Annotated in this window: 25 protein-coding genes; 14 read left to right on the top strand and 11 right to left on the bottom strand. The window is 67.7% G+C overall.

All coding sequences use genetic code 11. The features are described 5' to 3' along the window. Positions 1-513: 513 nt before the first annotated feature. Positions 514-1,047, bottom strand: a complete 534-nt coding sequence (locus tag BCM27_RS20095; protein ID WP_033206324.1) for a DUF4188 domain-containing protein — start codon at positions 1,045-1,047, stop codon at positions 514-516. A 49-nt stretch (positions 1,048-1,096) separates the two neighbouring features. On the opposite strand from BCM27_RS20095, the gene BCM27_RS20100 reads away from it, so the two are divergent. From BCM27_RS20100 to BCM27_RS20110, 3 genes are all read left to right on the top strand, one after another. Then, the gene (locus BCM27_RS20100) at positions 1,097-1,693 is read left to right on the top strand and encodes a TetR/AcrR family transcriptional regulator (RefSeq protein WP_004022491.1); all 597 of its coding nucleotides are present in this window, start codon (positions 1,097-1,099) and stop codon (positions 1,691-1,693) included. Between the two features lie 35 nt (positions 1,694-1,728). Then, a complete protein-coding gene (locus BCM27_RS20105; RefSeq protein ID WP_004022492.1) occupies positions 1,729-2,232 on the top strand; it encodes a MarR family winged helix-turn-helix transcriptional regulator in 504 nt (167 codons plus the stop codon). A 113-nt stretch (positions 2,233-2,345) separates the two neighbouring features. Beyond that, complete coding sequence (locus BCM27_RS20110; protein WP_004022493.1) at positions 2,346-3,287, top strand: type IV toxin-antitoxin system AbiEi family antitoxin domain-containing protein; 942 nt, start codon at positions 2,346-2,348, stop codon at positions 3,285-3,287. On the opposite strand, the gene mmsB is transcribed toward BCM27_RS20110, so the two are convergent. From mmsB to BCM27_RS20125, 3 genes are all read right to left on the bottom strand, one after another. After that, positions 3,284-4,153: a 3-hydroxyisobutyrate dehydrogenase gene (mmsB, locus tag BCM27_RS20115; protein ID WP_004022494.1), complete on the bottom strand. Its 870-nt coding sequence runs from the start codon at positions 4,151-4,153 to the stop codon at positions 3,284-3,286. The genes BCM27_RS20110 and mmsB overlap by 4 nt on opposite strands. A 77-nt stretch (positions 4,154-4,230) precedes the next feature. Next, entirely contained in the window at positions 4,231-5,412 is a 1,182-nt protein-coding gene (locus BCM27_RS20120) for an acyl-CoA dehydrogenase family protein (protein ID WP_004022495.1), read from the bottom strand. A gap of 6 nt (positions 5,413-5,418) precedes the next feature. Continuing rightward, on the bottom strand, positions 5,419-6,951 hold the full coding sequence (locus tag BCM27_RS20125; RefSeq protein ID WP_033206343.1) for a CoA-acylating methylmalonate-semialdehyde dehydrogenase: 1,533 nt from the start codon (positions 6,949-6,951) through the stop codon (positions 5,419-5,421). Positions 6,952-7,111: 160 nt separating this feature from the next. On the opposite strand from BCM27_RS20125, the gene BCM27_RS20130 reads away from it, so the two are divergent. Next, a complete protein-coding gene (locus BCM27_RS20130) occupies positions 7,112-7,552 on the top strand; it encodes a flavodoxin domain-containing protein (protein ID WP_004022497.1) in 441 nt (146 codons plus the stop codon). Between the two features lie 27 nt (positions 7,553-7,579). Here BCM27_RS20130 and BCM27_RS20135 read toward each other — a convergent pair whose 3' ends face one another. Beyond that, positions 7,580-8,512: a DMT family transporter gene (locus tag BCM27_RS20135; protein WP_004022498.1), complete on the bottom strand. Its 933-nt coding sequence runs from the start codon at positions 8,510-8,512 to the stop codon at positions 7,580-7,582. Positions 8,513-8,627: 115 nt separating this feature from the next. Here BCM27_RS20135 and BCM27_RS20140 point away from each other — a divergent pair, with 115 nt between their 5' ends. Genes BCM27_RS20140 through BCM27_RS20155 form a run of 4 tightly spaced genes read left to right on the top strand, consistent with a single transcriptional unit; the run spans position 8,628 to position 12,333 of the window. After that, the gene (locus tag BCM27_RS20140) at positions 8,628-8,918 is read left to right on the top strand and encodes a hypothetical protein (RefSeq protein ID WP_004022499.1); all 291 of its coding nucleotides are present in this window, start codon (positions 8,628-8,630) and stop codon (positions 8,916-8,918) included. Continuing rightward, positions 8,915-9,409: a SixA phosphatase family protein gene (locus BCM27_RS20145; protein ID WP_004022500.1), complete on the top strand. Its 495-nt coding sequence runs from the start codon at positions 8,915-8,917 to the stop codon at positions 9,407-9,409. The genes BCM27_RS20140 and BCM27_RS20145 overlap by 4 nt, the downstream gene beginning before the upstream one ends. 21 nt (positions 9,410-9,430) lie before the next feature. Further along, entirely contained in the window at positions 9,431-10,255 is an 825-nt protein-coding gene (nadE, locus tag BCM27_RS20150) for an ammonia-dependent NAD(+) synthetase (RefSeq protein ID WP_033206327.1), read from the top strand. A gap of 53 nt (positions 10,256-10,308) precedes the next feature. After that, positions 10,309-12,333 carry an NAD(+) synthase gene (locus tag BCM27_RS20155; protein ID WP_004022502.1) on the top strand — a complete coding sequence of 675 codons (2,025 nt, stop codon included), beginning with the start codon at positions 10,309-10,311 and terminating at the stop codon, positions 12,331-12,333. Between the two features lie 84 nt (positions 12,334-12,417). Here BCM27_RS20155 and BCM27_RS20160 read toward each other — a convergent pair whose 3' ends face one another. The 4 genes from BCM27_RS20160 to BCM27_RS20175 all read right to left on the bottom strand — a co-directional run bounded on the left by BCM27_RS20160 (position 12,418) and on the right by BCM27_RS20175 (position 18,100). Further along, positions 12,418-13,482 (bottom strand): IS110 family RNA-guided transposase, encoded by a 1,065-nt coding sequence (locus BCM27_RS20160; RefSeq protein WP_068884412.1) that lies wholly within the window; start codon positions 13,480-13,482, stop codon positions 12,418-12,420. Positions 13,483-13,799: 317 nt separating this feature from the next. Continuing rightward, positions 13,800-15,200, bottom strand: coding sequence for a WS/DGAT/MGAT family O-acyltransferase (locus BCM27_RS20165; protein ID WP_004021999.1), 1,401 nt, complete (start codon positions 15,198-15,200; stop codon positions 13,800-13,802). Between the two features lie 132 nt (positions 15,201-15,332). Then, entirely contained in the window at positions 15,333-16,184 is an 852-nt protein-coding gene (locus BCM27_RS20170) for a hypothetical protein (RefSeq protein WP_004022000.1), read from the bottom strand. Beyond that, positions 16,184-18,100, bottom strand: coding sequence for a protein kinase domain-containing protein (locus tag BCM27_RS20175; RefSeq protein WP_004022001.1), 1,917 nt, complete (start codon positions 18,098-18,100; stop codon positions 16,184-16,186). The genes BCM27_RS20170 and BCM27_RS20175 overlap by 1 nt, the downstream gene beginning before the upstream one ends. Before the next feature lie 105 nt (positions 18,101-18,205). On the opposite strand from BCM27_RS20175, the gene BCM27_RS20180 reads away from it, so the two are divergent. Both BCM27_RS20180 and BCM27_RS20185 read left to right on the top strand, forming a co-directional pair. Next, positions 18,206-18,748 (top strand): nuclear transport factor 2 family protein, encoded by a 543-nt coding sequence (locus BCM27_RS20180; protein ID WP_004022002.1) that lies wholly within the window; start codon positions 18,206-18,208, stop codon positions 18,746-18,748. A 382-nt stretch (positions 18,749-19,130) separates the two neighbouring features. Further along, positions 19,131-20,123: an acyl-ACP desaturase gene (locus BCM27_RS20185; protein ID WP_004022003.1), complete on the top strand. Its 993-nt coding sequence runs from the start codon at positions 19,131-19,133 to the stop codon at positions 20,121-20,123. Between the two features lie 31 nt (positions 20,124-20,154). Here the strand turns inward: BCM27_RS20185 and BCM27_RS25820 are convergent, their stop codons facing one another. Next, the gene (locus BCM27_RS25820; protein WP_156036619.1) at positions 20,155-20,325 is read right to left on the bottom strand and encodes a hypothetical protein; all 171 of its coding nucleotides are present in this window, start codon (positions 20,323-20,325) and stop codon (positions 20,155-20,157) included. 40 nt (positions 20,326-20,365) lie between these two features. Between BCM27_RS25820 and dusB the strand changes: the two genes are divergently transcribed. The 4 genes from dusB to BCM27_RS25910 all read left to right on the top strand — a co-directional run bounded on the left by dusB (position 20,366) and on the right by BCM27_RS25910 (position 24,960). Beyond that, positions 20,366-21,451 (top strand): tRNA dihydrouridine synthase DusB, encoded by a 1,086-nt coding sequence (gene dusB / locus BCM27_RS20190; RefSeq protein WP_033205086.1) that lies wholly within the window; start codon positions 20,366-20,368, stop codon positions 21,449-21,451. A 176-nt stretch (positions 21,452-21,627) separates the two neighbouring features. Continuing rightward, entirely contained in the window at positions 21,628-23,874 is a 2,247-nt protein-coding gene (locus BCM27_RS20195) for an LCP family protein (protein WP_004022005.1), read from the top strand. Positions 23,875-23,980: 106 nt separating this feature from the next. Further along, entirely contained in the window at positions 23,981-24,643 is a 663-nt protein-coding gene (gene phoU / locus BCM27_RS20200; RefSeq protein WP_004022006.1) for a phosphate signaling complex protein PhoU, read from the top strand. 167 nt (positions 24,644-24,810) lie between these two features. Further along, on the top strand, positions 24,811-24,960 hold the full coding sequence (locus BCM27_RS25910) for a hypothetical protein (RefSeq protein WP_004022007.1): 150 nt from the start codon (positions 24,811-24,813) through the stop codon (positions 24,958-24,960). A gap of 60 nt (positions 24,961-25,020) precedes the next feature. Here BCM27_RS25910 and pstB read toward each other — a convergent pair whose 3' ends face one another. Continuing rightward, on the bottom strand, positions 25,021-25,797 hold the full coding sequence (gene pstB, locus BCM27_RS20205; protein WP_004022008.1) for a phosphate ABC transporter ATP-binding protein PstB: 777 nt from the start codon (positions 25,795-25,797) through the stop codon (positions 25,021-25,023). Between the last annotated feature and the right edge of the window lie 21 nt (positions 25,798-25,818).

Below are 25,818 nucleotides of genomic sequence, written 5' to 3' on the forward strand. Positions count from 1 at the left end.
TTCGGGACGACCCGGGCGGACCCCGCAGACCACGGGACGAAAGATCTCGTCACCCGCGCAAGATCAAGCCAAGTAAGCCCCCCTGGAGAGCTGTCGCCCCGTCGACAAATCGGACCATACTCCCGATAAACATTCGCCGACATCAATTTTCGGCAAAGGCAAAATGCCGGTAAAGGCATCTTAATGACATGCGACAAATGGTCTCGAAAGCGTCACGAAAGATCAATTGGTCTCATCAGATGAGTTTTCGGAAAAGGGTGGATTCTTGCCCATGTCTCTGATTTTCAGTTGTGCGATCGGTAAAACCGAATCCGGATTCATCAGAAAGTCAGTGCTTGTCAAACAACAAGTGCTGGTTGATATTTGGTGACCAGGACCGGTTGCGTCAATACGCCCTTTGGCGACAAACCACCCAGATGGGACATGCGGAAAGTTAGGTGTCGTTGCTAACAAATAGGTTCTCTATGCTAATCGTCGGCCTGATTGCGACTACCCTGATCACAATTGATCGAATCAGCCCTTCGAATCGCCCGAATCGGCAGTGTCATTCATTGGCACGACACCGTCCGCAATCGGCCGGCTTCGACCGAGGCGACCGGAAGCGGTGGCCGTCCCCGGGCCGACCGGGCGCCACCCGACGGCACGCGCCAGGCCCTGCGGGGCCATCCCGCTCGAGATGGACTCGTGCTCACCGATGACGTAGGTCTCGTGCCAGATCCCGACCGAGTCGGTGTCGGCGAGCTCCCGGTTGAACCACCGCCAGACGGGCAGATGCGGCGCGTCGGGGTCGGACGCGAACCGCCGGAGATCGTCGGCGCTGCGCCAGTACGACAACACCATGAGTGAGCCACCCACATAGAGACGGGCGTCGAGCATGCCCGCCTGCGGTCGTCGCCGGAGATGAATGAGCATCCTCGGCATCGCCGCCATCACCGACAACCACGCGCGCACCCGCCAGGGCCGGGTCACCCGCATCCCGATCAGGAACACGGCCGTGCCCGCAGGCGGGATGTCGTTGGTCATGCGGACGGCTCGGCGGGGTGGCATGGCGACTCCGTAGTTTGGTAACACTGTTACAGAACGATGTTATGAAACGATGGTGGTCGTGGCAAGACCTCGATCGCACACCGACGACGTGCGGACACGACTGCTCGACGAAGCGGTCCGGGTGGTGGCCGCGCACGGGGTCGGCGCGCTGTCGGTGCGGGAGGTGGCTCGCGCTGCCGACACCTCCACCACCGCGGTCTACTCGCTGTTCGGGAACAAGGAGGGACTGTCGCGCGCGATCCTGGTCCGTGCCTTCGACTCGTTCGCGGGCGCGCAACGGTCCGCGGTGGCGGCAGCCGAGGGCCCGATGACGCTGGAAGGCCTCGGGGTCGCCTACGTCGGATGGGCACTGGAGAATCCCCGGCTCTACGAGCTGATGTTCTCCGACGCGCTCGCGGGGGTCGAACGCACCGACGAGACCCGTGCGGCCGCGACGCGTGCGATCACCCCGCTGCGCGAGGGGGTGCAGGCGGCGATCGGAGCCGGGCTCCTCCGCGCCGCCGACACCGAGACCGTCGTCGCATCGTTGTGGGCGCAGGTGCACGGGATGGCGACGCTCCTGCTGTCGGGCAACTACCCGGCGGGCGCCGACCCGGTGGCCGCCGCGACCGCCGTCATCGACGGGTGGCGCACTGCACGCGCCTGACCGCGGTGGGACCGGAGGCGCACTAGGGTATCGGTATGGCAGGGCGCAGCATGGATTTCGACCCCATCGCCGAGGCACGGGAGAACTGGACCCAGGCGGGGTGGGGCGGGGTCGCCGACGGCATGGTGGCGGTGACCTCGGTGATGCGCGCGCACCAGATCCTGCTCGCGCGCGTCGAGGCCGCACTGCGTCCGTACGACCTCAGCTTCTCCCGCTTCGAACTCCTCCGCCTGCTGGCGTTCTCGCGGCACGGCTCACTGCCGATCACCAAGGCGAGCGACCGGCTCCAGGTCCATGTCACCAGCGTGACCCACGCGATCCGACGGCTCGAGGAGGGCGGCCTCGTCCGGCGCGTCCCGCATCCCACCGACGGACGCACCACGCTCGTCGAGATCACCGAGCTCGGGCAGAAGACGGTGGGCGAGGCCACGGAAACCCTCAACCGCGAGGTGTTCGGCGACGTCGGGATGTCCGACGACGAGATGACCGGCCTCGTCGGCGCGATCCAGTCGCTTCGCAAGCACAACGGGGACTTCTGAGTCCGCACCTGAAACGCGTATGACGTTGCACCCGCAAACCGGGCACAACGTCATACGGATTCCGGAGCCACCCGACGACGGAACCGCACGCCGACCGGCAGCGTCGAATCACCATGGACATTGCCGAACTGACCGCCCGCCGAGACGGCGTGTTCTCCACCCGCGAAGCCCGCGACTGCAGCGTCAGCTCCTCGACCATCCACCGCAAACTCGCCGCCGGCGACTGGAAAGCCGTCGCACGCGGGGTGTACCTCGTCGCCGGACACCCCCGCACAGCCCGAGCCCAAGCGCGCATCGCGGTCCTGTCGGTCCACACCGCAGCGGTACTCGGCGGCGCGGCCAGCTCCTGGTGGCTCGGCCTCCACGACGACGAACCACGAAAACACGTCGTGTACACGCCAACCCGCGGCACTGCCCGCCGCTCATCAGCGACCGCACTCGTCCGATACCGCCCACTGCACGCCGAGGACATCACCATCCACCAAGGACTTCCGACGACGGCCGCCGCACTGACCGTCCTCGACGCCTCCCTCGACATCGGGATCAGCATGCTCGACTCAGCACTACTGACCACCCGCGTCACCCTCGACGCACTCCACGCCGCACACGACCGCTACCCGAACCGACACGGAGCACCACGAGTCGCCACCTATCTACGACTCCTCGGCGACGGGGCACGATCAGAAGCCGAACGACTCACCACCGAACTGCTCACCACCGCCGGGATCACCGGCTGGATCGCGAACATGCCCACCCTCGGCCACGTCATCGACTTCGCCTTCCCCGACACGAAGATCGCAGTCGGGATCGACGGCTTCGCCTTCCACCGCGACGTCGCCACCTTCCAGCGCGACCGGACCAAACGCAACCTGCTCACCGCCAACGGCTGGACCGTCCTCAACTTCACCTGGACCGACCTCATCGAACGACCCGCCCAGGTCGCCACGGCCATCCACACCGCGCTCCACCGATCAGCCGCCGGAAACGCGTATGACGTTGCACCCGGAAACCGGGCACAACGTCATACGGGTCTCGTGCGGACGGCGAAGACCTAGTGCAGCGAGGTGATGATCGCGCTGAAGTCGAGGTCGGCGTGCTGTTCGGCGAAGCCGCGGTAGAGCTGTGCGGCATGAGTGCCCAGCGGTGCGCGCGACCCCGTGCTGGCGACGGCGTCCATCGCCAGACCGAGGTCCTTGTTCATCAGAGCGGTCGCGAAGCCCGGCTTGAAGTCGTTGTTCGCCGGCGACGTCGGGACCGGACCCGGGACCGGGCAGTTGGTCTGCACGGCCCAGCAGTTGCCGGTGGCGCCGGTGATCACGTCGTAGAGCGCCTGATCGTCGAGACCCAGCTTCTGCGCGAGGACGAACGCCTCGCCCACCGCGATCTGCTGGACGGCGAGGACCATGTTGTTGCAGACCTTGGCGGCCTGGCCGGCGCCCGCGGCACCGCAGTGGATGATCTTGCCCGCCATCGGATCCAGGGTTCCGCGTGCGGCGGCGAAGGCCTCGTCCTCACCGCCCACCATGAACGCCAGTGTGCCCGCGACGGCGCCCTTGACGCCGCCCGACACCGGCGCGTCGAGCTGCGCGAAGCCGTGCTCGGCAGCGCGCTGGTGGATCTCGCGGGCGTCGTCGACGGAGATCGTCGACGAGTCGATGAACAGCGCGCCGGTAGGCGTCGCCGGGAGGATGTCGTCGTACAACTTCTTCACGATGGCGCCACTCGGCAACATCGTGATCACGACCTCGGCGGCGGACACCGCCTCGATCGCGGCCGAGAAGGTCTCGATGCCGTTGTCCTGTGCCGTCTTCACCGCTTCGGGTACCGGATCGAACCCGCGAACGGTGTGCCCGGCCTTCACCAGGTTGGCGGCCATCGGGCCGCCCATGTTGCCGAGGCCGAGGAAGGCGATCGTCGTCATTGTCTCTGCTTCCTACGAAAGTGGTTGTGTGGAGCGGGTTCAGCCCTTCGAGGCTCGTCGCTAACGCTCCTCGCACCTCAGGGGGCGAGGGAACGGTAGCGGGTCGCGATCGAACGGCCGAGCACGACGCGCATGATCTCGTTGGTCCCCTCCAGGATGCGGTGCACACGGAGGTCGCGGACGATTTTCTCGATTCCGTACTCGGTGAGGTACCCGTATCCGCCGTGCAGCTGGAGCGCCTGGTCGGCGACCTCGTAGCACGTGTCGGTGACGAAGCGCTTCGCCATCGCACACTGCTCGACCTTGTCCGGCGCATCGTCGTCCAGGGCGGACGCCGCCTGCCACAGCATCAGCCGCGACGCCTGCAGCGACGTGGCCATGTCGGCGAGAGTGAACCGGATCGTCGGCTCGTCGATCAGCGCGTTCCCGAAGGCCCGACGACTGGCGACATAGGCGGCCGCCTTGTCGAAGGCCGCCTGTGCACCGCCCAGCGACGATGCCGCGATGTTGATGCGACCTCCGTTCAGGCCGTTCATCGCGATGCCGAAGCCGATGCCCTCGGTGGCGCCCAGGAGATTGGCCGCGGGCACGCGCACCTCGTCGAGGATGACCTGGGCGGTGGGTTGCGCATGCCAGCCCATCTTGTGCTCCTGCGCACCGAAACTCAGCCCGGGGGAGTTCTTCTCCACGAGGAACGTGGAGATCCCCTTCGGACCGGCCTCGCCCGTGCGGGCCATGATGACGTAGAGGTCCGACGACCCCGCACCGGAGATGAACTGCTTGACCCCGGTGAGCACGTACTCGTCGCCGGACCGCTCGGCACGGGTCGCGAGCGCGGCCGCGTCCGAGCCGGCACCCGGCTCGGTCAGGCAGTAGCTCGCGACCGTCTCCATGGTCGCCAGGCGCGGCACCCACGTCGAACGTTGTTCGTCGGTGCCGTACTTGTCGACCATCCACGTGCACATGTTGTGGATGGACAGGAACGACGCGACGGCCGGATCGGCGTAGGCCAGCTGCTCGAAGATGCGCACGCCGTCCAGACGGCGCAGGCCACTGCCGCCGGCATCTTCCGAACAGTAGATGGCGCCCATCCCGAGTTCCGACGCCTCGCGCAGCTCGTCGACCGGAAAGTGGTTCGACGCGTCCCACTCCAGCGCGAACGGTGCCAGCTTCTTCGCCGCGAAACCCGCTGCGGTCTCGACGATGACGCGTTCGTCACCGTCGAGCCGAGCGACCGCGGCGTCGGCGAAAGTGGTCAACGCCGATCAGTCCATCGTCGGGATGACGAACTCGGCGCCGTCCTTGATGCCGGACGGCCAGCGCGTCGTCACCGTCTTGGTCTTGGTGTAGAACTGGATCGACGCCGGCCCGTGCTGGTTGAGATCACCGAAGCCCGAACGCTTCCAGCCGCCGAAGGTGTAGTACGCCACCGGAACCGGGATCGGCACGTTCACGCCGACCATGCCGACGTCGACGCGGGCCGTGAAGTCGCGGGCGGCGTCGCCGTCCTGGGTGAAGATCGCGACACCGTTGCCGTACTGGTGGTCCGACGCCAGCGCGAGGGCCTCCTCGTAGTCGCCGGCACGCACGATCGACAGAACCGGACCGAAGATCTCCTCGGTGTAGATGGTCATGTCCTTGGTCACGTGGTCGAACAGGGTCGGGCCGATGAAGAAGCCCTTCGAGATGTCCTCGTCGCCGAAGGTCTGCTCGTTGTTGGCGCGCTCACGTCCGTCGATGACGACCTCGGCACCTTCCTCGGCACCCTTGTCGATGAACCCGCGGACCCGCTCGAGGGCGGCGGCGGTGACCAGGGGCCCGTAATCGGCCTTGGGATCGAGGCTGTGCCCGACACGCAGCGCGTTCACCCGGTCGATCAGCTTGGCGCGCAACCGATCTGCGGTCTGCTCGCCGACCGGGACCGCGACGCTGATGGCCATGCAGCGCTCACCGGCGCTGCCGTAGCCCGCACCGATCAGCGCGTCCACGACCTGGTCGAGGTTGGCGTCGGGCATGATGATCGCGTGGTTCTTGGCGCCACCGAAGCACTGTGAGCGCTTCCCGTGGGCGGCCGCCGTCGAGTAGATGTACTGCGCGATGTCGGAGCTGCCGACGAAGCCGAGGGCCTTGACGTCCGGGTGGGTCAGCAGCGCGTCGACCGCTTCCTTGTCGCCGTGCACGACCTGGAACACACCGTCGGGCAGGCCCGCCTCGGTGAACAGTTCGGCCAGCCGCACCGGCACGGACGGATCGCGCTCGCTGGGCTTGAGGATGAACGCGTTGCCGCACGCGAGGGCCGGGCCGGCCTTCCACAGCGGGATCATGGCCGGGAAGTTGAACGGCGTGATGCCCGCGACGACACCGAGCGGCTGGCGGATGGAGTGCACGTCGATGCCGCCGCCGGCACCGGCGGTGAACTCGCCCTTGATGAGGTGCGGGATGCCGATCGCGAACTCGATCACCTCGACGCCGCGCTGGATGTCGCCGAGAGCGTCGGCGTGGGTCTTGCCGTGCTCGAGCGACAGCGTGGTCGCGAGCTCGTCGGCGTTCTTGTTGACCAGATCGACGAACCGCATCAGGACGCGGGCGCGGCGCTGCGGGTTCCAGGCGGCCCACTCCTTCTGCGCCTCCGAGGCGGTCGCGATCGCGGCGGCGACGTCGTCGGTCGACGCCAGCGGGACCTGGGACTGCACGGCGCCCGTGCTCGGGTTGAAGACGTCGGCGAAACGTCCGCCCTCGGCGGGAACGCGCTTGCCGTTCAGGTAGTGCGGGATCGAGGGGACAGCAGGAGCGGACACGGAGATCACCTTCGACTTCGTTGGGGGTTATGGCCGGTGTCACCACATAGTAGGACATCCAAGTATTTCTTCCAACCCCCTGTTCACCAGCGATTTCACACCGGCGAGCCGGTTAGGCTACCCTCGCTTTGCGAAAACGCCGACGTCGAGAGGAGTTCACATGTCGGTTGTCATCCTCTACGGAACCGAAACCGGGAACGGCGAGCTCGTCGCGGACGCCATCGCCGACACGCTGGCCGCCGATCACGATCCCTCGATCTACGACATGAGCGAGTTCGCGGTCGAGGATCTCGACCCCGAGGACTTCCTCGTCATCGTCTGCTCGACCTACGGCGAAGGCGAACTCCCGACCGGCGCCGAGCCCTTCGCCGAGGAACTCGAGAGCGTCGACCCCGACCTCACCGGTGTGCGGTTCGCGGTGTTCGGGCTCGGGGATTCGATCTACGACACGTTCAACCGCGGTGGCGAGATTGTCGCCGAGATGCTCACCAAGCGCGGCGCGGTCCAGGTGGGCGAACACGCCCGCCACGACAACTCGTCGGCGATCAAGCCGGCGAAGCAGGCCGCCGAGTGGGCCGAAGGAATCTCGCAGGAGATCTGAGAACCCGGACGTCGTCGCGGTCGGTGGTCAGGCCACCGGCCGCGACGTCGTCGTCTCCGACTCCCCCGCCGCGGCGTCTTTCGCTGCGACCCCGTCGGCTGCGGTCTCCTCGACAGCGGCGGCCTCTTCCGCGGCGACCGCCTGTTCGTACCCGCGCACTGCCGACAGCTTGGCGAGTTCACACACCGCACGCACCATGATCGCGAGCACGATCCCGAGGAACAGCGCCGTCGGCACCGACACCTGCAGGTTCTCGCCGAGCAACAACACGCCGAGAACCATGGCGACGGCAGGCTCGGCCACCGTCATCGAGGGGAACGACGTCTGCAGGTCGCCCGCGCCGAATCCCATCTGCTGGGCGAGGATCGCGCCGATCACCACCAATACGAAGAGATAGATCTCGGGGTGGACGAAGGTACGCCAGAAATGATGGGTGACCTGGTAGATCACCGTCTTGACCAGCAGTGCCGACACCCCGAAGAGAACGCCGGCGACCAGTCCGTAGAACAGCGCCTTGTAGTGCGGGCTCGAGCGGTGCGCCAAGACCACCAACGCCACCACGACACCGATGACCGCCCCCACCGTGCCCCAGAGCAACAAAGCGTCGGGTCGCCGCATCGACGGTTCGGGTCGCGCCACGATGAGGAACGTGACGACACACGCGACGAGCACCCCGCCCCACGCCCATTCGATGCGGGCCGGGTTCCGATGGTCGGCCCAGGCCTCCAGCGGCAGGGCGAACAGCACCGCCAGCACGACCAGCGGTTGCACGAGCAGGATCGAGCCCAACCCGAGCGCAGACGCCTGCAAACCGAAGCCGCACAGCGCAATCGCCGCACCCGCCCACCAACCCGGGGTGATGGCACCGTTCACCCGAGAGGCGCGCTGACGCAACACGGTGCCCGCCGCGATCATCAACGCGGCCAGCACCGCGAGGAGAGCGGGTACCCAGGTGTGCACGATCCCCAGGGTAACGGCGGCTGCCGGTGCTCGCGGTGGCGACCGGAGTCGCCCGAACCGAGATCGACGGTGTCGGAACACCCACCACCTGCCCGGACAACGTAGATTCGAACCCATGCGTTATCGGTCAGATCTGGAACGACTGGCCACCCTCGACGCCGCCGCGATCGAGGTGGCCTGCACCGACTGCACCTCGGTGGGCGAATTCATCGCCTGCGCCGTCGACGAGTATCTAGAGTTCGACGTCGCCGCCGAGGAGGCCGAGGCCCGCGGCGACGACGAGCATGCGGCCTTCCTCCGGCAGGAGGCGGCGGCGTGGCGCGCCACCGTGCGGGTGCTGCGGATGATGGTCGCCGAGTCCGGGCCCGGCAACCGGGTCAGCGACCGACGGCACGGCGCCGCATGAGCGAGGCCCGCACGCTCATCCTGATGCGGCACGGCAAGTCGGGCTACCCGCCCGCGACGCCCGATCACGACCGTCCGCTGGCCGAACGCGGCGACCGGCAGGCCGCTCTGGCCGGACGATGGATGGCCGACGAGGGCCTGCGGGTCGACGCGGTGCTGTGCTCCACGTCGACTCGAACGCGTCAGACCCTCGCCCGGACCGGCATCGACGCGCCGGTGACCTACGTCGAGGACATCTACGGCGGCGCACCCGAGGAGATCCTCGAGTCCATCCGCATTCACGCACCCGCCGACGCGCAGACGATCCTCGTCGTCGGGCACGAGCCCGGGATGCCCGCGACCGCGCTGACGCTCGACCCGGACGGTCACATCGAACGGTTTCCCACCTCGGCCTACGCGGTCGTCGGCGTGACCCACCCGTGGGGCCGCCTCGGCCTGACCCCCGACCCGGGGGCCCACCTCGTGGGTGTGCGAATCCCGCGCGAGGACTGACCGATGGCGCACACTGGGGTCATGCGTGAGATCCAGCGAACCATCATCGACGCCCTCGCGGTGAAGCCCTCGATCGAACCCGCCGACGAGGTGGAACGCCGGGTGCGCTTCCTCGCCGACTACCTCGACGCGACCGGCGCCAAGGGATATGTCCTCGGCATCTCCGGCGGGGTGGACTCCACCCTGGCCGGACGGCTGGCACAGCTGGCCGCCGACCGCGTCCGTGCCGGTGGCGGTGAGGCCGTCTTCGTGGGGGTCCGCCTCCCCTACCGGGTGCAGCACGACGAGGACGACGCGGCTGCCGCGCTCGATTTCGTCGCCGCCGACGAGGTGGTCACCGTCAATGTGGCCCCCGGCGTCGACGCCCTCACCGCGGAGATCGAACAGGCGACCGGCAACCGACTCACCGATTTCACCAAGGGCAATGCGAAGGCCCGGCACCGGATGGTCGCGCAGTACGCGCTCGCCGGCGACCGCGGATTGCTGGTCATCGGGTCCGACCACGCGTCGGAGAACGTCACCGGTTTCTTCACCAAACACGGCGACGGTGCCGCCGATGTCCTGCCCCTCTCCGGACTGAACAAGCGGCAGGGCCGTGCGCTGCTGCGCCACCTCGGTGCGCCGCAGCAACTGTGGGAGAAGGTCCCGACCGCCGACCTGCTGGACGACAAGGCCGGGCAGACCGACGAGGACGAACTCGGCCTGCGCTACGACGACATCGACGACTACCTCGAGGGACGCGAGATCCCCGTCGAGGCCGCGGAGAAGATCGAGGCCGCGTGGCATCGCAACCGGCACAAGCGGACGACTCCGGTGGAGGTCGACGACACCTGGTGGCGGTCCTAGGAACACCTGCCCGCCGAGGCGCGTCCGGGCCCGCCCGCGATTAGGGTGTCGGAGTGTCTGTCTACGCAAACGGATTCGCCCGGGTCGCCGGTGCCGTTCCCGTCCTGACGATCGCCGAACCCGCGGTCAACGCCACGCGCACCATCGCACTCGCGCGACGGGCCGCCGACGACGGCGCCTGCCTGGTCGTCTTCCCCGAACTGGGGCTGTGCGGTTACAGCGTCGACGACCTCTTCCATCAGGATGCTCTCCTCGACGGGTGCCGCGCCGCACTCGACGAGATCGTGGCCGCCAGCGCCGGAATGACGCCGGTCCTCTGCGTCGGGCTGCCGATGCTCGTCGGCGACGGCCTGTACAACTGCGCCGCCGTCATCCACGACGGTGCCGTCCTGGGGGTGGTCCCGAAGTCCTACCTGCCGAACTACCGCGAGTTCTACGAGCAGCGCTTCTTCGCCGCGGCACGCGACGCGATCCCCACGACCGTGTCGATCGGCGGCGACGAGGTCCCGTTCGGCGCCGATCTCGTCTTCGAGGCACGCGACCTCCCCGGTTTCGCACTGTTCGTCGAGATCTGCGAAGACGGGTGGGTGGCGATCCCACCGAGCACGTGGGCGGCTCTCGGCGGCGCGACGGTGCTGGCCAACCTGTCGGGCAGCCCGGTCACCATCGGCAAAGAGGGCTACCGCACCAACCTGTGCACGGGGCACTCCGCACGCACCATCTCCGCCCACGTGTACGTCGCCGCGGGCTTCGGCGAATCGACGACCGACCTGGCCTGGGACGGTGACGCCCTCATCACCGAGAACGGCTCGCTCCTCGCCCGGAGCGAACAGTTCGCGACGACCGACCAGATCATCTCCGCCGACATCGATCTCGACCGGTTGCGGCAGGAACGGATGCGCATGATCAGCCTGCGCGACCAGGTCGGCGACCACTCCGAACGGTTGAAGTCGTTGCGCCGCATCGGCTTCGACTTCGGCGAGTTGGCCGGCGACGATGACGTGGTCCGGCGGGTGATTCCCCGGTTCCCCTATGTGCCGGCGGATTCCGCCGACCGAGACGAACGCTGTGCCGAGGTCCGTTCCATTCAGGTGCAGGGTCTCGCCCAGAGACTGCGATCGACCGGACTGGAGAAGATCGTCATCGGCGTCTCCGGCGGGCTGGACTCGACGCTCGCGCTCCTCGTCGCGGTCGACACGTTCGACCGACTGGGGCTGCCGCGCACCAACATCCTCGGTTACACGATGCCCGGTTTCGCGACCGGCGGCCCGACGCTGCGACGGGCCCACGCGCTCATGGACTCCCTCGGCGTGAGCGGCACCGAGATCGACATCCGGCCGTCGTGTGAGCAGATGCTCGCCGACCTCGACCATCCGTACGCCCGCGGCGAGAAGGTCTACGACGTCACGTTCGAGAACGTGCAGGCGGGCGAACGGACCTCGCACCTGTTCCGCCTGGCGAACTCCAACGGCGCCATCGTGCTCGGCACCGGCGACCTGTCCGAACTCGCGCTCGGTTGGTGCACCTACGGTGTCGGCGACCAGATGTCCCACTACAACGTCAACGGCTCGGTGCCGAAAACGCTCATCCAGCACCTGATCCGGTGGATGATCACCAGCGGACACCATTCGTCGGAGACCACCGAGACCCTGGTCGAGATCCTCGACGACGTCATCTCCCCCGAGTTGGTGCCGCCCGGTGACGACGGCCGGATCCAGAGCACCGAGGACACCGTCGGCCCCTACGAACTGCACGATTTCTTCCTCTACCACCTGACGCGCTTCGGCTATCGGCCGACCAAGATCGCCTACCTCGCCCGGCAGGCGTGGGGCGACCGCACCCGCGGTCCGTGGTCGGATCTGCTGACCGAGGACAAACGCAACGAATACGATGCGGCGACCATCGAGCACTGGCTCGGCGTGTTCGTGAAGCGGTTCATGGGCAACCAGTTCAAGCGCTCGGCGATGCCGAACGGTCCGAAGATCGGATCGGGCGGGTCCCTGTCTCCGCGTGGCGATTGGCGGTCACCGTCGGATGCGTCGGCGCAGGTCTGGCTCGACCAGCTGGCCGGGGGTTAGTGGCTTCGACACGTCGCCTCGCTGCGCTCGTCGACTGCTCAACCAGCGAGAGACCACGCTCATCGACAGCTCATAGCTCCTATGTCAAGCAGCGGCGGCTGTCGGGTTGTCGGCTTTGTGGGTGCGGGCGTGGTGGTCGGTGGTGAGGTGGTTGTAGACGACGCGGGTGAGGCGGCGTTTGAGGCAGCGCATCGCCTCGCGAGGAGTCTTGCCGTCTGCCTGCTTTCTCTCGTAGTAGGCGTGGCCGAGGGTGTCCGGCATGCGTGCCTGGGTCAGCGCGATGCGGTGGATCGCGGCGTTGAGTTGGCGGTTGCCCGACCGCGTGAGTCGATGACGCCCCGGGTTGGCCGACCACACCGGCACGGGGGCGATTCCGGCGTGGCGGGCGAACTGGGCCTCCCCGGGGAATCGGGTGATGTCGGCGGATTCGCCGAGGAGTTTCGCGGCGCTGAGCGCGCCACAACCGGGCATCGCCAACAGGGTGGGCACCGCGTCGGAAACCTTCTTGGTGATCTCTCGTTCGACCTCATTGATCTCCACGGTCAGGTCGTAGATAGCGGCGACTTCCTTGCCGGCCAGGCGGGCATCGACACCGCTGCCTTGGGTCGTCAACCAGGTTTGCAGCGCTTTCTGATGCTTCTTGAGTTTCATCCCGCCCTTTTTGATGTGGTGCTCGGGGTCGAGTTGGTGTACCCGCCACAACACCCGGTTGATCTTCGAGGTTCGTTCGCGCACAAGGCAATCACGGTAGTCGACGAGAGCTTTCATCTCGTAGGACAACGCGTCGTGAGACGCCACCGGAAGGTCGGGTTCACGTGCTGCGGCCCGAGCCACGGCTAGCGCATCGATCGGATCGGACTTGCCGCGTTCCCGTCCGGTACGGCGGTGTTCGGCCATCAGGCGCGGCGCTACCCGCACCACTTTCTGATCGGCGCCTAGCAGGTCGCGTTCGAGCCGGGCCGACATGTTGCGACAGTCCTCGATCGCCCACAACACCTCGGTACCGAAGCGTGTATGCGCCCACTGCATGGCTGTGCGATGCCCGGCCGTGGTCGCCGGCACCACGGTGGATCCGAGTTGTTTGCCGACAGCGTCGACCGCGACGAAGGTGTGCGTGCGCTTGTGCACATCAGCACCGATGACGATCATGGGAGATGCCTTCCTGTCAGAGGGAGTGGCGACAGTCGGGCCGGTCGGCGGACACATCTCAGTCGGGGGCGATGCCACGCTCCTATCAAGTCACGCCGGCCGGTCCTGACACACCAGGCATCGGCACAATGAGCCAACACCAGCCCGATACAGCCAGGGCGGTAACCAGCGGGAGAGCCAGATGCCTGGTGCTCAGAACCCAACCACCACCGAAATGGCTAGACAACCCTGACACTGAAACCAGCGGGAAACACGTTCATCGACAGCTCAACCAGCGGCTGATCTGCTCGTCGCTCGACCAGCGGCAACCGCCCGCCTCAATCGCAGGCAGCGAGAAGTTGCTTGAGCTGATCGTCGAAGGCGTCGGCGATCGCCCACGGATCCGGGGTCTGGTCGGTGCAGCCCACGATGCCGATGTTGAGGTTGCCGTCGGCGGAGAACACCGTGATGTTCAGTCCCAGTCCGTGGAAGATCGGGCCGAGCGGGTAGACGCCGGTGACCCGGGCGCCGAGGAAGTACAGCGGGAAGTCCGGACCCGCCACGTTGGACACCAGGACGTTGAAGACCGGTGGATGGGCCGACGCCAGGTTGCGGTCGCCGTAGATCTTCATCATGGTGGACAGCGTTGTGCCCGGGGCGAATTGAGCCCAGGACCGCAGGATGTTCGCATCGATCTCGGCGTGGTGCTCCTTCGAGGTGCGGCTCAGCTCGGCCTGCTTCTGGAGCCGGGCAACCGGATCCGGCTCGTCGGAGGAGAGCTGGGTGAACATCCCGGTCACCTTGTTGGTTCCGCCGACGACCAGGTCCTTCTCATCGGCGCCGTGCACCGAGACCGGGACCATCCCGACCAGCGGGCGATCGGGCAACTCGTCGTGTTCGAGCAGGTAGGTGCGCAGCGCTCCACCCACCATCGCGAGCACCACGTCGTTGATCTTCACGCCGAAGTGGTCCTTCACGCGCTTCACGTCGGCGAGCGAGAGTTGGGTCACGGCGATGCTGCGATGCGGCGTGATAGGTGCGTTGAACCGCGTCCGAGGCGCGCGGAACGGTGCCGGCATCGCCGAATCCTGTTGTGCGCGACGGAACCAGCCGACCGGTACGCCGAGCGTCCGGGGCAGCAGTTTGGCCATCGCCAGGGGACGCTGGACGAAGTAGTTGACCGCCCCACCCGCGGCCATCGCGACGCGCGACGACGGCCCGGCCGATTCTCCCACCTTCTCAGCGTCGAGTTCCGGGGGTTCCGGTGAGAGCGTGCACATCTGCGCCAGCAACTCGGCGCCGGTGACACCGTCGGTCCCGGCGTGGTGCATACGCAGCATGGCGCAGACCCGGCCGTCGGCGAGCCCCTCGATGATCCAGAGCTCCCAGAGCGGCTTGCCCCGGTCGAGCGTCTGACCGGCGAGATGACCGACCAGCTCGGCGACCTCGCCGGCGCCGGCGGGTGCCGGCACCCCGACGCGGTGGACATGACGCTCGATGTCGAAGTCCTCGTCCTCGATCCAGACCGGGTGGTCGATGTTGAGCAACGAGTTGTCGAGTTTGCGGCGGAAGGCGGGGATGGCGGCGATCCGTCGCTCCATCTCCGCACGGATCTTGTCGAACCGATAGCCGCCCGGCATGGTGCTCGGGTCGATCTCGAACAGACCGATGACGTGCATCAGTTGCGAACGCGTCTCGAGGTAGAGAAACGATGCGTCCAAACCACTCAAGCGCTGCATGAGTTCAGCCTCTCCTCGACGTCGGGCACCCACCCCGCAGGCACCCCACGCCATCATGCCGCACCCGGCGTGCCTCGCGGAGCCGGTTCCGCCGACCGCCACGGCCGACTGGGGACACATGCTCTCCGGCGGTCAGAGCGGCAGCGAGTCCACCATGTCGAGAATGTCCTGACCGTCGGTTTCCAGTACGACGATCATCGCGAGTTCGCGCGCCGGGTCGTCGGTGATCTTGAAGACCCCGCGGCCGTTCTCGTCGATCAATCCCGTTCCGTGCCGCCACCTGACCGGCCGCGACGTCGACGACGACCGCGAGTACTCCGCGTTCAGCGCATCCCTGGACGCAAACCAGAACACCCCGAAAGGACGATCCACCGCACCCGCCGCGCACCGCACGACGAAGACGGTGCGGACCTGGCCCGCCCCGGTCTCCGACGGGCCGACCTCGTCCCGGCCACCGGAGTAGCGGCGGATGCACTCCGTGTTCATCCATCGCGCGGCGGTGTCGGGGGCCTGCGGGAGCAACTCCGGGAACTGCGCCACGAGCGGCGCGAACTCTCCCCAGCTCGCACCCGTCCGGACCCGCTGCACCGGCCCGGGCTCGGAGTACACGCCCCCACGCATCGCAACCACCCGGTAGTCATGTTCTCCGGCAGGCACACTCGCGTCCTCGGCCGTCGTCTCCGGCCCCTGGTGGACGACGTATCCGTCACCGCGGAGGAGCTGGTAGGCCGACGCCCCGTCGACCGGGTCCCAGGTCGCGATCACCCGCCCCGGCCGGGCCTGCAGGGTGAGCCCGCCGGGCGGGTCCGGCGCATCGGGTGCCGTCACCGAACGGACCACCGCAAACCCACCGAGCGCCACCACCGCCGAGATCAGCACGATCAACCCGATCAGCCAGGGGCCGGATCCGATCCGTCGCGGCCGGGTCGGGACGGTCGTCGAGATCGGCGAAGTGGGGAGAGCGGGTGGAGTGGGCGAGTTCATCAGATCGGCAACCTCTTCAACACGTCGCCGGCCGCGGCGGCGGGCTCGCCCGGGACGACGACCCACACCACCGATCGGGCGTGGTCACCGTCGTCGAACGTGAGGATCGCCTGACCCTGATCACCTTGCTTGTCCGACAGATACAACGTGCCGGTGTGTCCCTGCGCAGTCGTGTAGTCGACGCCGCGGAGGTCGTACGCGGTCACCTTCGCTGCTGCCGTGGCCTCCTCCGGGGTGTCGTAGGCATCGACGATCACCTGGTACGCAGCCACCTGCGGACCGGAAGGGTCTCCGCTGCCGGCCCCGGTCGGGTTCTCCGCTTCGCGCGTGCACGACACGGTGCGCTTGCTCGACGAGAAGGCGAGGTCGCCGTCCTCACCCCAGCAGCGCATGGCATCGAAACCGTTGGTGCTCAACGGTGTCGCGGGGATGAGATCGTGGTACAGGTCGGCGATCGGTTGCAGCTGGCCCCACGTCATGAAGACATCGACCTGCTCGGAGTTCCGCGAGAAGTCCGACACCCGGCCGTCGTCGTGCGCGGCGACCTGGAACGTGTAGGTGCCGGGTACCGGTCGGGGCGCGGTGAACTCGGTCGCGGGCCCGGAGTAGATCACGGCGTCGTTCTGGGTGACCACGTAGCCGGTGGCCCCGGCCACACTGTTCCAGGTCAGTTCGACGGCAGTGGTCGTGACCTCCGCGTCCGGCGGGTCCGGGGTGTCCAGAGACGTGGCCGACATGCGCACGAGTCCGATGCCGGCGCCGAGGATTCCGGCGACGAGCACGGCGACGATCCCGATCACGAGCAGCTTGCGCGGACGGCCGACCGCATTCGGTTGCGTCGCATCGTCCTCGGCCGGCCAGATGGGCGACGGTTCCGGCGGAACCCGTGCCGGCGCGAGCGCCCCGGCACGCGGGCCCGGAGCACCGATCGGCGGGCGGGGATCCGCACCGACACCGGTTCCGGCGGGACGGAGCTCGGCGAGGTTCTCCGCGTCCCGACCGTGGGACGCGGGTACCTCCCGGGCATCGGGCACGCCCACCGGGCCGATGAGTGTTGCGCGGGAGTCGAAGACGTCGGCGAGCGCGGCCGCGAATTCCCCCGCCGTCGACTGTCGGCGGCCCGGTTCCTTCGCGATCGCCCGGGCGAGCACCCGGTCGACGGCCGCGGGGAGGGCCCGGTTGCGCGCACTGGCCGACGGGGGTTCGTGGTGCATGTGTGCCGTCATCAACCCGTGCAGCGACGATGAGTCGAAAGGCGGGGCACCGGTGAGCAATTCGTACGCGGTGGCGGCGAGCGAGTAGATGTCGCTGCGGCCGTCGACGCGCAGGCCCTCGATCTGCTCCGGCGAGGCATAGCGCATCGTGCCGATGGTGATCCCGGTGCCGGTCAGGTGGGTGACCTCGTCGAGTACCTGCGCGATGCCGAAATCGGTGAGCTTGATGGCTTCGGGACCGCTCGGACCGCCGTCGACACGTTCCTCGCCCGGCGTGATCAGGATGTTGGCCGGCTTGATGTCGCGATGCATGACGCCGCGCCGGTGTGCCGCGTCCAGACCGGCGGCCGCCCCGGCGATGATCGTGCACGCGAGACCGGGGTCGAGCGGGGACTCCCGGGCGAGCATCCGCGCGGCATCGGTGCCCGGCACGTACTCCATTGCGATCCAAAGCAACTCGTCGAACACACCGCGGTCGTAGACGGCGACGATATTCGGATGGTGCAGGGGCGCGACGATGTCGGCCTCGCGTTCGAACCGGGCGCGGAAGACCGGGTCGGTGGCGTGGACCGACCGGAGCACCTTGAGGGCGTCGGCGCGCGGCAGCCGGGGATGGGCGGCCTTGTAGACCTCGCCCATGCCGCCGCGTCCGAGCACGTCGAGGACGCGGTACCCCGCGATCAGGTCCCCTACCTGGTACATGACGTCCTCACCGATCCGTGTGCGGTGGCAGTGTTGGGCACGAATGGTACCGAGTGTCGCGAAACGCGGTGGATCGCGCCGGTCCGGACTCTACGATCGGCGACGATGGAAACCACCGAGAAACCGACCCAGCCGACCACCGAGTTCACCCACGCAGAACTCGACGAGGCCTTCGCGCAGTTCCAGCGCACGGTCGCCGAGATAGCCGTCAGCCGCGACTGGGATCGCTTCGCCGAGCTGTTCACCGACGATGCCGACTACGTCGAGCACGCACTGGGCACCATGCGCGGCCGTGAGGAGATCCGGACGTGGATCTGGCGCACGATGACCTCGTTCCCCGGCAGCCACATGACTGGTTTCCCCTCCCTGTGGCATGTGGTCGACGCCCCGACCAGCCGGGTCATCTGCGAAGTCGACAACCCGATGCGTGACCCCGGTGACTCCACCCACATCACCGCCACCAACATCACCATCCTCACCTACGCGGGCAACGGTCGCTGGAGCCGCGAGGAAGACGTGTACAACCCCATGGAGTTCGGTCGGGCGGCCATGCGCTGGTGTGAGAAGGCCCGCGAACTGGGCACCATCGACGAGCCCGCAACGGCCTGGATGGAAACGACCGGGGCCATGTTCGCCTCTCGGCGCTGACCGTTCCGCCGCACCGGGCGAACCCGCGCCCAGCTGGGCGTTTGCGGCGACGCCTGCGGAGATCGCCGGCGTGACGGATGACACCCACGCGCCCCGTAACGGTTCGCCGGTGCGGCGACGACACCCTCACGACGGACTTGGGACACCGGTGAGCGTGCCGTACGCTAGGACTTTGACCAGTGGCGTCGGGCGCCGGAGCGCACCCCGGCCCGACACACCGCGGTCCGGCGGACCCGGCACGCATCCGCCAAGACGTCGAGCATCACCGACGACGTCGAGAACCACGATCGTGGCAGCGGCCGCGCACGTGGACCGACCCACCAGACACAGACGACGACACACGCACGATCACACACGCGGACACCGTTCGGAGGACACCCATATGGCACGCGACCTGACGCAACTCGAGCTCCTCAAGGAGCTGGCCCCGGTTGCCGAGGACAACGTCAACCGCCACCTCAAGATCGCCAAGGACTGGAACCCGCACGACTACGTGCCGTGGGACGAGGGCCGGAACTTCGCCGCGTTGGGCGGGGTCGACTACGACCCCGAGCAGTCGCAGCTCGACGAGGTCGCCAAGGCCGCGATGATCACCAATCTCCTCACCGAGGACAATCTGCCGTCGTACCACCGCGTCATCGCCGACAACTTCTCCATGGACTCCGCCTGGGGCCACTGGGTCGGTCGCTGGACCGCCGAGGAGAACCGCCACGGCATCGTCATGCGCGACTACCTCGTGGTCACCCGCGGCGTCGATCCCGTCGCGCTCGAAGAGGCGCGGATGATCCACATGACCAACGGCTACGACCCGATGCTGGCCGCCGCCGGACGTGTGGACGAACTCGAGGAGCACGCCGACGAGCTGGGCCTGCTGCACTCGGTGGCCTACGTGACCTTCCAGGAACTCGCGACCCGCGTCAGCCACCGCAACACGGGCAAAGCGTGCAACGACCCGATCGCCGACAAGATGCTCCAGCGCATCGCGGCCGACGAGAACCTGCACATGATCTTCTACCGCAACATCTGCGGCGCGGGCTTCGACATCTCGCCCGATCAGACGCTGCGCGCGGTCACCGACATCGTGACCAACTTCCAGATGCCCGGCGCCGGGATGCCCAACTTCCGTCGTCACGGCGTGCTCATGGCCAAGCACGGCATCTACGACCTGCGCCAGCACCTCGAAGAGGTCGTCATGCCGGTCCTGCGCAAGTGGAACGTCTTCGAGCGTGAGGACTTCACCAGCGAGGGCGAGAAGACCCGCGAGGAGCTCGCCGCCTTCCTCGAGCAGCTCGAGAAGGACACCATCCGCTTCGAGGAGATGCGCGACCGTTCGCTCGCCCGCGAGGCCAAGAAGCGGGAGCAGCAGGCATCCTGAGCACCACCCTCCCCTTCGAGGCTCGCTCCGCTCACACCTCAGGGAGCAGCCCGGCGCCTTCGACCACCGCAAGCTCGCTCCCCAGCCCCCTGAGGAGCGAGCTTGCGAGCGTCGACCCCAGCCCCCTGAGGAGCGAGCTTGCGAGCGTCGACCCCAGCCCCCTGAGGAGCGAGCTTGCGAGCGTCTCGAAGGGGCTGCGCATCGGTTCGATCGAACTGGACAGCCCGGTCGTGCTGGCCCCGATGGCCGGTGTCACGAACGTCGCATTCCGCACGCTGTGCCGTGAGCTCGAACTCGCCCGCACCGGCACCGTCTCCGGGCTGTACGTCTGCGAGATGGTGACCGCCCGCGCGCTCGTCGAGCGGCATCCGGTCACGATGCACATGACGACCTTCGGACCGGACGAGAATCCTCGGTCGATGCAGCTCTACACCGTCGACCCGGAGTACACGTATCAGGCCGCGAAGATGATCGTCGACGAGAACCTCGCCGACCACATCGACATGAACTTCGGCTGCCCGGTCCCCAAGGTGACCCGCAAGGGCGGCGGTTCGGCGATCCCCTACAAGCGCACCTTGTTCCGCAAGATCGTCGCGGCGGCGGTCCGCGCCACCGAGGGCACCGACATCCCGGTGACGGTGAAGTTCCGCATCGGCATCGACGACGAGCACCGCACCCACCTCGACGCCGGTCGCATCGCCGCGGAGGAGGGCGCCGCCGCCGTTGCCCTGCATGCGCGCACCGCGTCGCAGCGGTACTCCGGCGAAGCCGACTGGGACGAGATCGCCCGTCTGAAGGACCACGTCACGTCCGTGCCCGTGCTCGGCAACGGCGACATCTTCGAGCCCGCCGACGCGGTCGCGATGATGAACCGCACGGGCTGCGACGGCGTGGTCATCGGACGCGGTTGTCTCGGCCGTCCCTGGCTGTTCGCCGAACTCGCCGCCGAGCTGGGCGGGTTCGAGGCCCCGACCCCGCCGAATCTGGGCGAGGTCGCCGACATCATGGTCCGGCACTGCCAACTCCTCGTGGACCACCACGGTGAGATGAAGGGCTGCCGCGAGATCCGCAAGCATGTCGCGTGGTACCTGCGCGGCTTCCCGGCCGGATCGGAGATCCGCCGCCGGATGGCACTGGTCGGCAGCGTCGACGAGCTGCGCGAACTGCTCGCCGAGCTGCCCGCGGACACCCCGTTCCCGTCCGACGGCCACGGCCCTCGCGGCAGGCAGGGATCCCCGGCCAAGGTCGCGCTGCCGGACGGATGGCTCGACGATCCGGACGAGGACGTTGTCCCGGCCGGGGCCGAGATCATGCACTCCGGCGGTTGAACCGGATTGCGAAAACCGTCACAACCGGCGCCTGGCTGAGATGGTTTCTCAGGTGGGATCAGTACTATTGCGCGGAGGTCCCGGCCGTCGGGACCTCTATTCTGTGCGTACCGCGCTGGTCGAGCCCCGATCTGCGGTGACTCGCGAATCAGACCACGGGGCATGAGGAACGTGCATTGAGTCGTAGGACACCGGGCCCGGACGACCCCGAGGCGGGCGACGCCGATCGCTCTCGTCGTGGTCGTCGCGCCGGACGCTCCCACGACGAGCTCGGCCCGACCCCGGGACAGGACGCCACCGGCCCCGTCGGCCCGGGTGACCAGCCCCCCGCACACCCCAGCCTCCGTGAGCCGCGGTCCGCGGATCGATTCGTCCGCGGACGAACGCGGCTGACCGTCCGTCAGCTCATGGAGCAGATGAACGCGGAGGAGTCGTCACCGGCCGAGCCGCCTGCGGGCTCCGGCCGCTCCGGCTCCCGTCGCGCGATGCCCCCGCGTCCGGAGTCGCGGAATCCCGAGACCCCGTCGACGCGCGCACGTTCCCGCCGCCTCGGACAGCCGTTCGGTCAGGGCGCCGAACCGCCGTCACCCACGCGTGCGCCGGGCGCACCCCAGCCGGCGCCCGACGACCGCCCCACCACGGTCCATCGCTTCGACAACGACGTCACCCAGAAGATCCCCACCATCGGCGACTCCGCACCGGACCTGTCCGACCGTGCGACCGAGAAGCGGGCCATCGAGGAATCCCGGGGCCAGGAACCGGTCGCCGGGTCTCCGTCGGGGAGCCCGGTCGCGCAGGCACCGCTCGAGCGCACCCCCGATCTCACCGGACCCCTCGCCCTGCGTTCGGCACCCCGGCGTCATCCCGGACGCGACGAGGACCGTCAGGGTGCGATGCTCCGCAAGACCGCCGCGACCGGACGGATCCTGGTCGCCATCGCATGTGTCCTCGCGCTCGTCGGCACCGGCTTCGTCTGGGGCTACCTGCAGTCGTGGAACGGCAACTGGCGCAACGTCACCGCCGTCGATCCCGATGACCAGAACATCCGCAACAAGGACGCCCAGTACGGTGACGAGACCTATCTGATCGTCGGAACCGACACCCGCGGCGGACAGAACGCCAAGGTGGGGGCAGGCACCACAGCCGACGCCGACGGCGCCCGATCGGACACCGTCATCCTGGTGAACGTCCCCGCGAACCGGAGCCGCGTCGTCGCGGTGTCGTTCCCGCGGGACCTGCAGGTGGACCAGCCGGCCTGCCGCGCCTGGGACAACGCGACGGGCGCCTACGGCGCCGAGATGCCGCCCGCCGACGACGTCAAACTCAACGGCGTCTACGCCGCGGGTGGACCGCAGTGCCTCGTCCGCGTGATCACCGCGATGAGCGGTCTGAACATCAACCACTTCATCGGCATGGACTTCTACGGTTTCGAGAAGGTCGTCCGCGCGATCGGCGGCGTCGAGGTCTGCTCGACGGTGCCGCTCTACGACTACGAGATCGGTCAGATCCTGCGTAAGCCCGGCAAGCAGAAGCTGACCGGTCGACGGGCGCTCAACTACGTGCGGGCCCGCAACATCTCCTCCGAGGGCAACGGCGACTACGGGCGCATCAAGCGTCAACAGTTGTTCATGTCGTCGCTGCTGCGGTCGTCCTTGTCGGGCAACGTGCTGTCGAACCCCAACAAGCTCAACGGCATCGTGAACACATTCATCGAGTACAGCTATGTCGACGGTGTGGACACCCAGTCGCTCATCAGCCTGGCCGAGTCCATGCAGGGCATCGAGGCCGGACGGGTCTCGTTCCTGACGATCCCGACATCGGGAACGTCCACCGACGGCGCCAACAACGAGATCCCGCGCACCAGCGACATCGACGCGATCTTCGACGCCATCATCGACGACCTGCCCCTACCGGGTGAACAGGCTCGCAAGAAGCCGCCGTCATCCTCGAAGGCCCCCTCGAGTTCGGATGAACCGAGCACCAGGGCCGACACGTCCGCTCCCGGACCGGTCACCGCGACGGCACAGAACCCCGGCAATGTGGGCGTCCGGGTGCTCAACGGCACCGATCGCACCGGTCTCGCCAGCGAGGTGTCCGAACAGCTCACGCCGTACGGCTTCGACGTCCGCGGTGTCGCCGACGCCTCGGAGAACCGCGACGACACGGTCGTCCGCTACGGGCCGGGACAGCGCGATGCCGCCGCAACGCTGGCCGAGATGTTCCCCAACGCCAGCATCCAGCTCGATCGCACGGTCAAGTCCGGCGTCGAGCTCATCGTCGGGGCGGATTTCACCGGCTCTCTCGGATCGGTTCCGGCGTCCGGGGCGACCCTGACGGCGAACCAGCTCGCACCCGCCGAGAACACCGGCAATCTGCCCAATGACCTGGCGATCACCAACGCGGGCGACACCACCTGTACGTGATCACGGGCGGTCGCAGAGGCCCGGATGGACGGATCTGCACCCGACGTTCACCGCACGTTCATCGGTCGGAGTCGGTCGCGTGCGATCACGCACGTATCCTGGCAACATGCGTACCGCCTACCAAGAGCAACTCGAGGCCTTGACCTCGGTATTGGGTGAGATGTGCGAGCTCGCCGGCACCGCGATGGCGCGCGCCACGCAGGCACTGCTGCAGGCCGATCTCGCCATCGCCGAAGAGGTCATCGGGGACACCGACCGGATGAGCCAGCTGACGGCCCGCGCCGAGGAACAGTCCTTCGCGCTACTCGCGTTGCAGGCGCCGGTCGCCGGCGATCTGCGCGGGGTCGTCAGCGGATTCCAGATCGTCGCCGACGCCGACCGGATGGGCGCCCTGGCGCTGCACGTCGCGAAGGTCGCCCGTCGTCGCCACCCGGCGAAGGCGCTGCCCGAAGAGGTCAACGGTTACTTCGCCGAGATGGGTCGCCTGGCGGTGACGCTGGCGAAGAACGCGCACGAGGTCCTGGTCACCAGCGACCCGCAGGCCGCGCTCCGCCTCCAGGAGGACGACGACGCGATGGACGACCTCCACCGCCATCTCTTCACCGTCCTCATGGACCGCGAGTGGAAGCACGGCGTCGCGGCCGCTGTCGACGTCACGCTGCTCGGCCGCTACTACGAGCGATTCGCCGACCACGCGGTCCTGATCGGCCGTCGCGTCGTGTTCACCGCGACCGGCAAGACCCCGGAGCAGTTCCAGAGCGTGGGGTGATTTCCCTCGCTCGACGCGGATCGTCGAGCAGAGGACCACACCGAAAGAGGCCGAGAATTCAGTTTCCGACACTGAACTCGGCCTCTTTTCACGTTCGTGAAGAACTGTGCCCGAAGTGAGGCCGGCGAGATTTCACACGCGCCGAGGTCGTCGTTAGGGTGGCGGACATGGCCCAGCACTATCCGACCGAGCCCGATTTCAATGCGGTGACCGACGAGGACGCCGAGGCTGCCGCCCACCGCCGCAAGATACTCGCGTATCTGGGTGTGACCGCATCGCTGGTCGCCCTGCTGGCGATCCTGCTGCTCAACATGTGACGCACGACGAAGCCCGCTCCCCGGATGGGTGAGCGGGCTTTGTCGGTCTCGCGTCGGGTTCTAGCCGAAGCGGCCCGAGATGTAGTCCTCGGTCTCCTTCTTCGTCGGGTTGGAGAACATCGTCTCGGTGTCGTTGATCTCGACGAGCTGGCCGGGCTGGCCGACTGCCTCGAGGTTGAAGAACGCGGTCTGATCGCTGACGCGAGCCGCCTGCTGCATGTTGTGGGTCACGATGACGATGGTGTACTCCTTCTTGAGTTCACCCATCAGATCCTCGATGGCCAGCGTGGAGATCGGGTCGAGCGCCGAACACGGCTCGTCCATGAGCAGGACGTCGGGCGAGACCGCGATCGCGCGGGCGATGCACAGACGCTGCTGCTGTCCACCCGACAGTCCGCCCCCCGGCTTGTCCAGACGGTCCTTGACCTCTTCCCAGAGGTTCGCGCCGCGCAGGCTCTTCTCGGCGACGTCGTCGAGCTGGGAACGGTTCCGCACGCCCTGCAGGCGCAGACCGGCGACGACGTTGTCGCGGATCGACATGGTCGGGAACGGGTTCGGCCGCTGGAACACCATGCCGATGGTCGCGCGCACGCTGACCGGGTCGACGGTCTTGCCGTAGATGTCCTCGCCGTCGAGGAGCACGCTCCCCTTGGCGTACGCACCCGGGGTCACCTCGTGCATGCGGTTGAGGGTTCGCAGCACCGTCGACTTGCCACAGCCCGACGGGCCGATGAAGGCGGTGATGCAACGCGGCGGGACCTCGAGGGTGACGTCCTTGACCGCGTGGAAATCGCCGTAGTAGATGTTCAGGTCTTTGATGTCGAGGCGCTTGGCCATGGCAGTGGTCCGTTCTGGAAA

Origin of the sequence: Gordonia terrae, assembly GCF_001698225.1 — a bacterium.
Taxonomy (GTDB): Bacteria; Actinomycetota; Actinomycetes; order Mycobacteriales; family Mycobacteriaceae; genus Gordonia; species Gordonia terrae.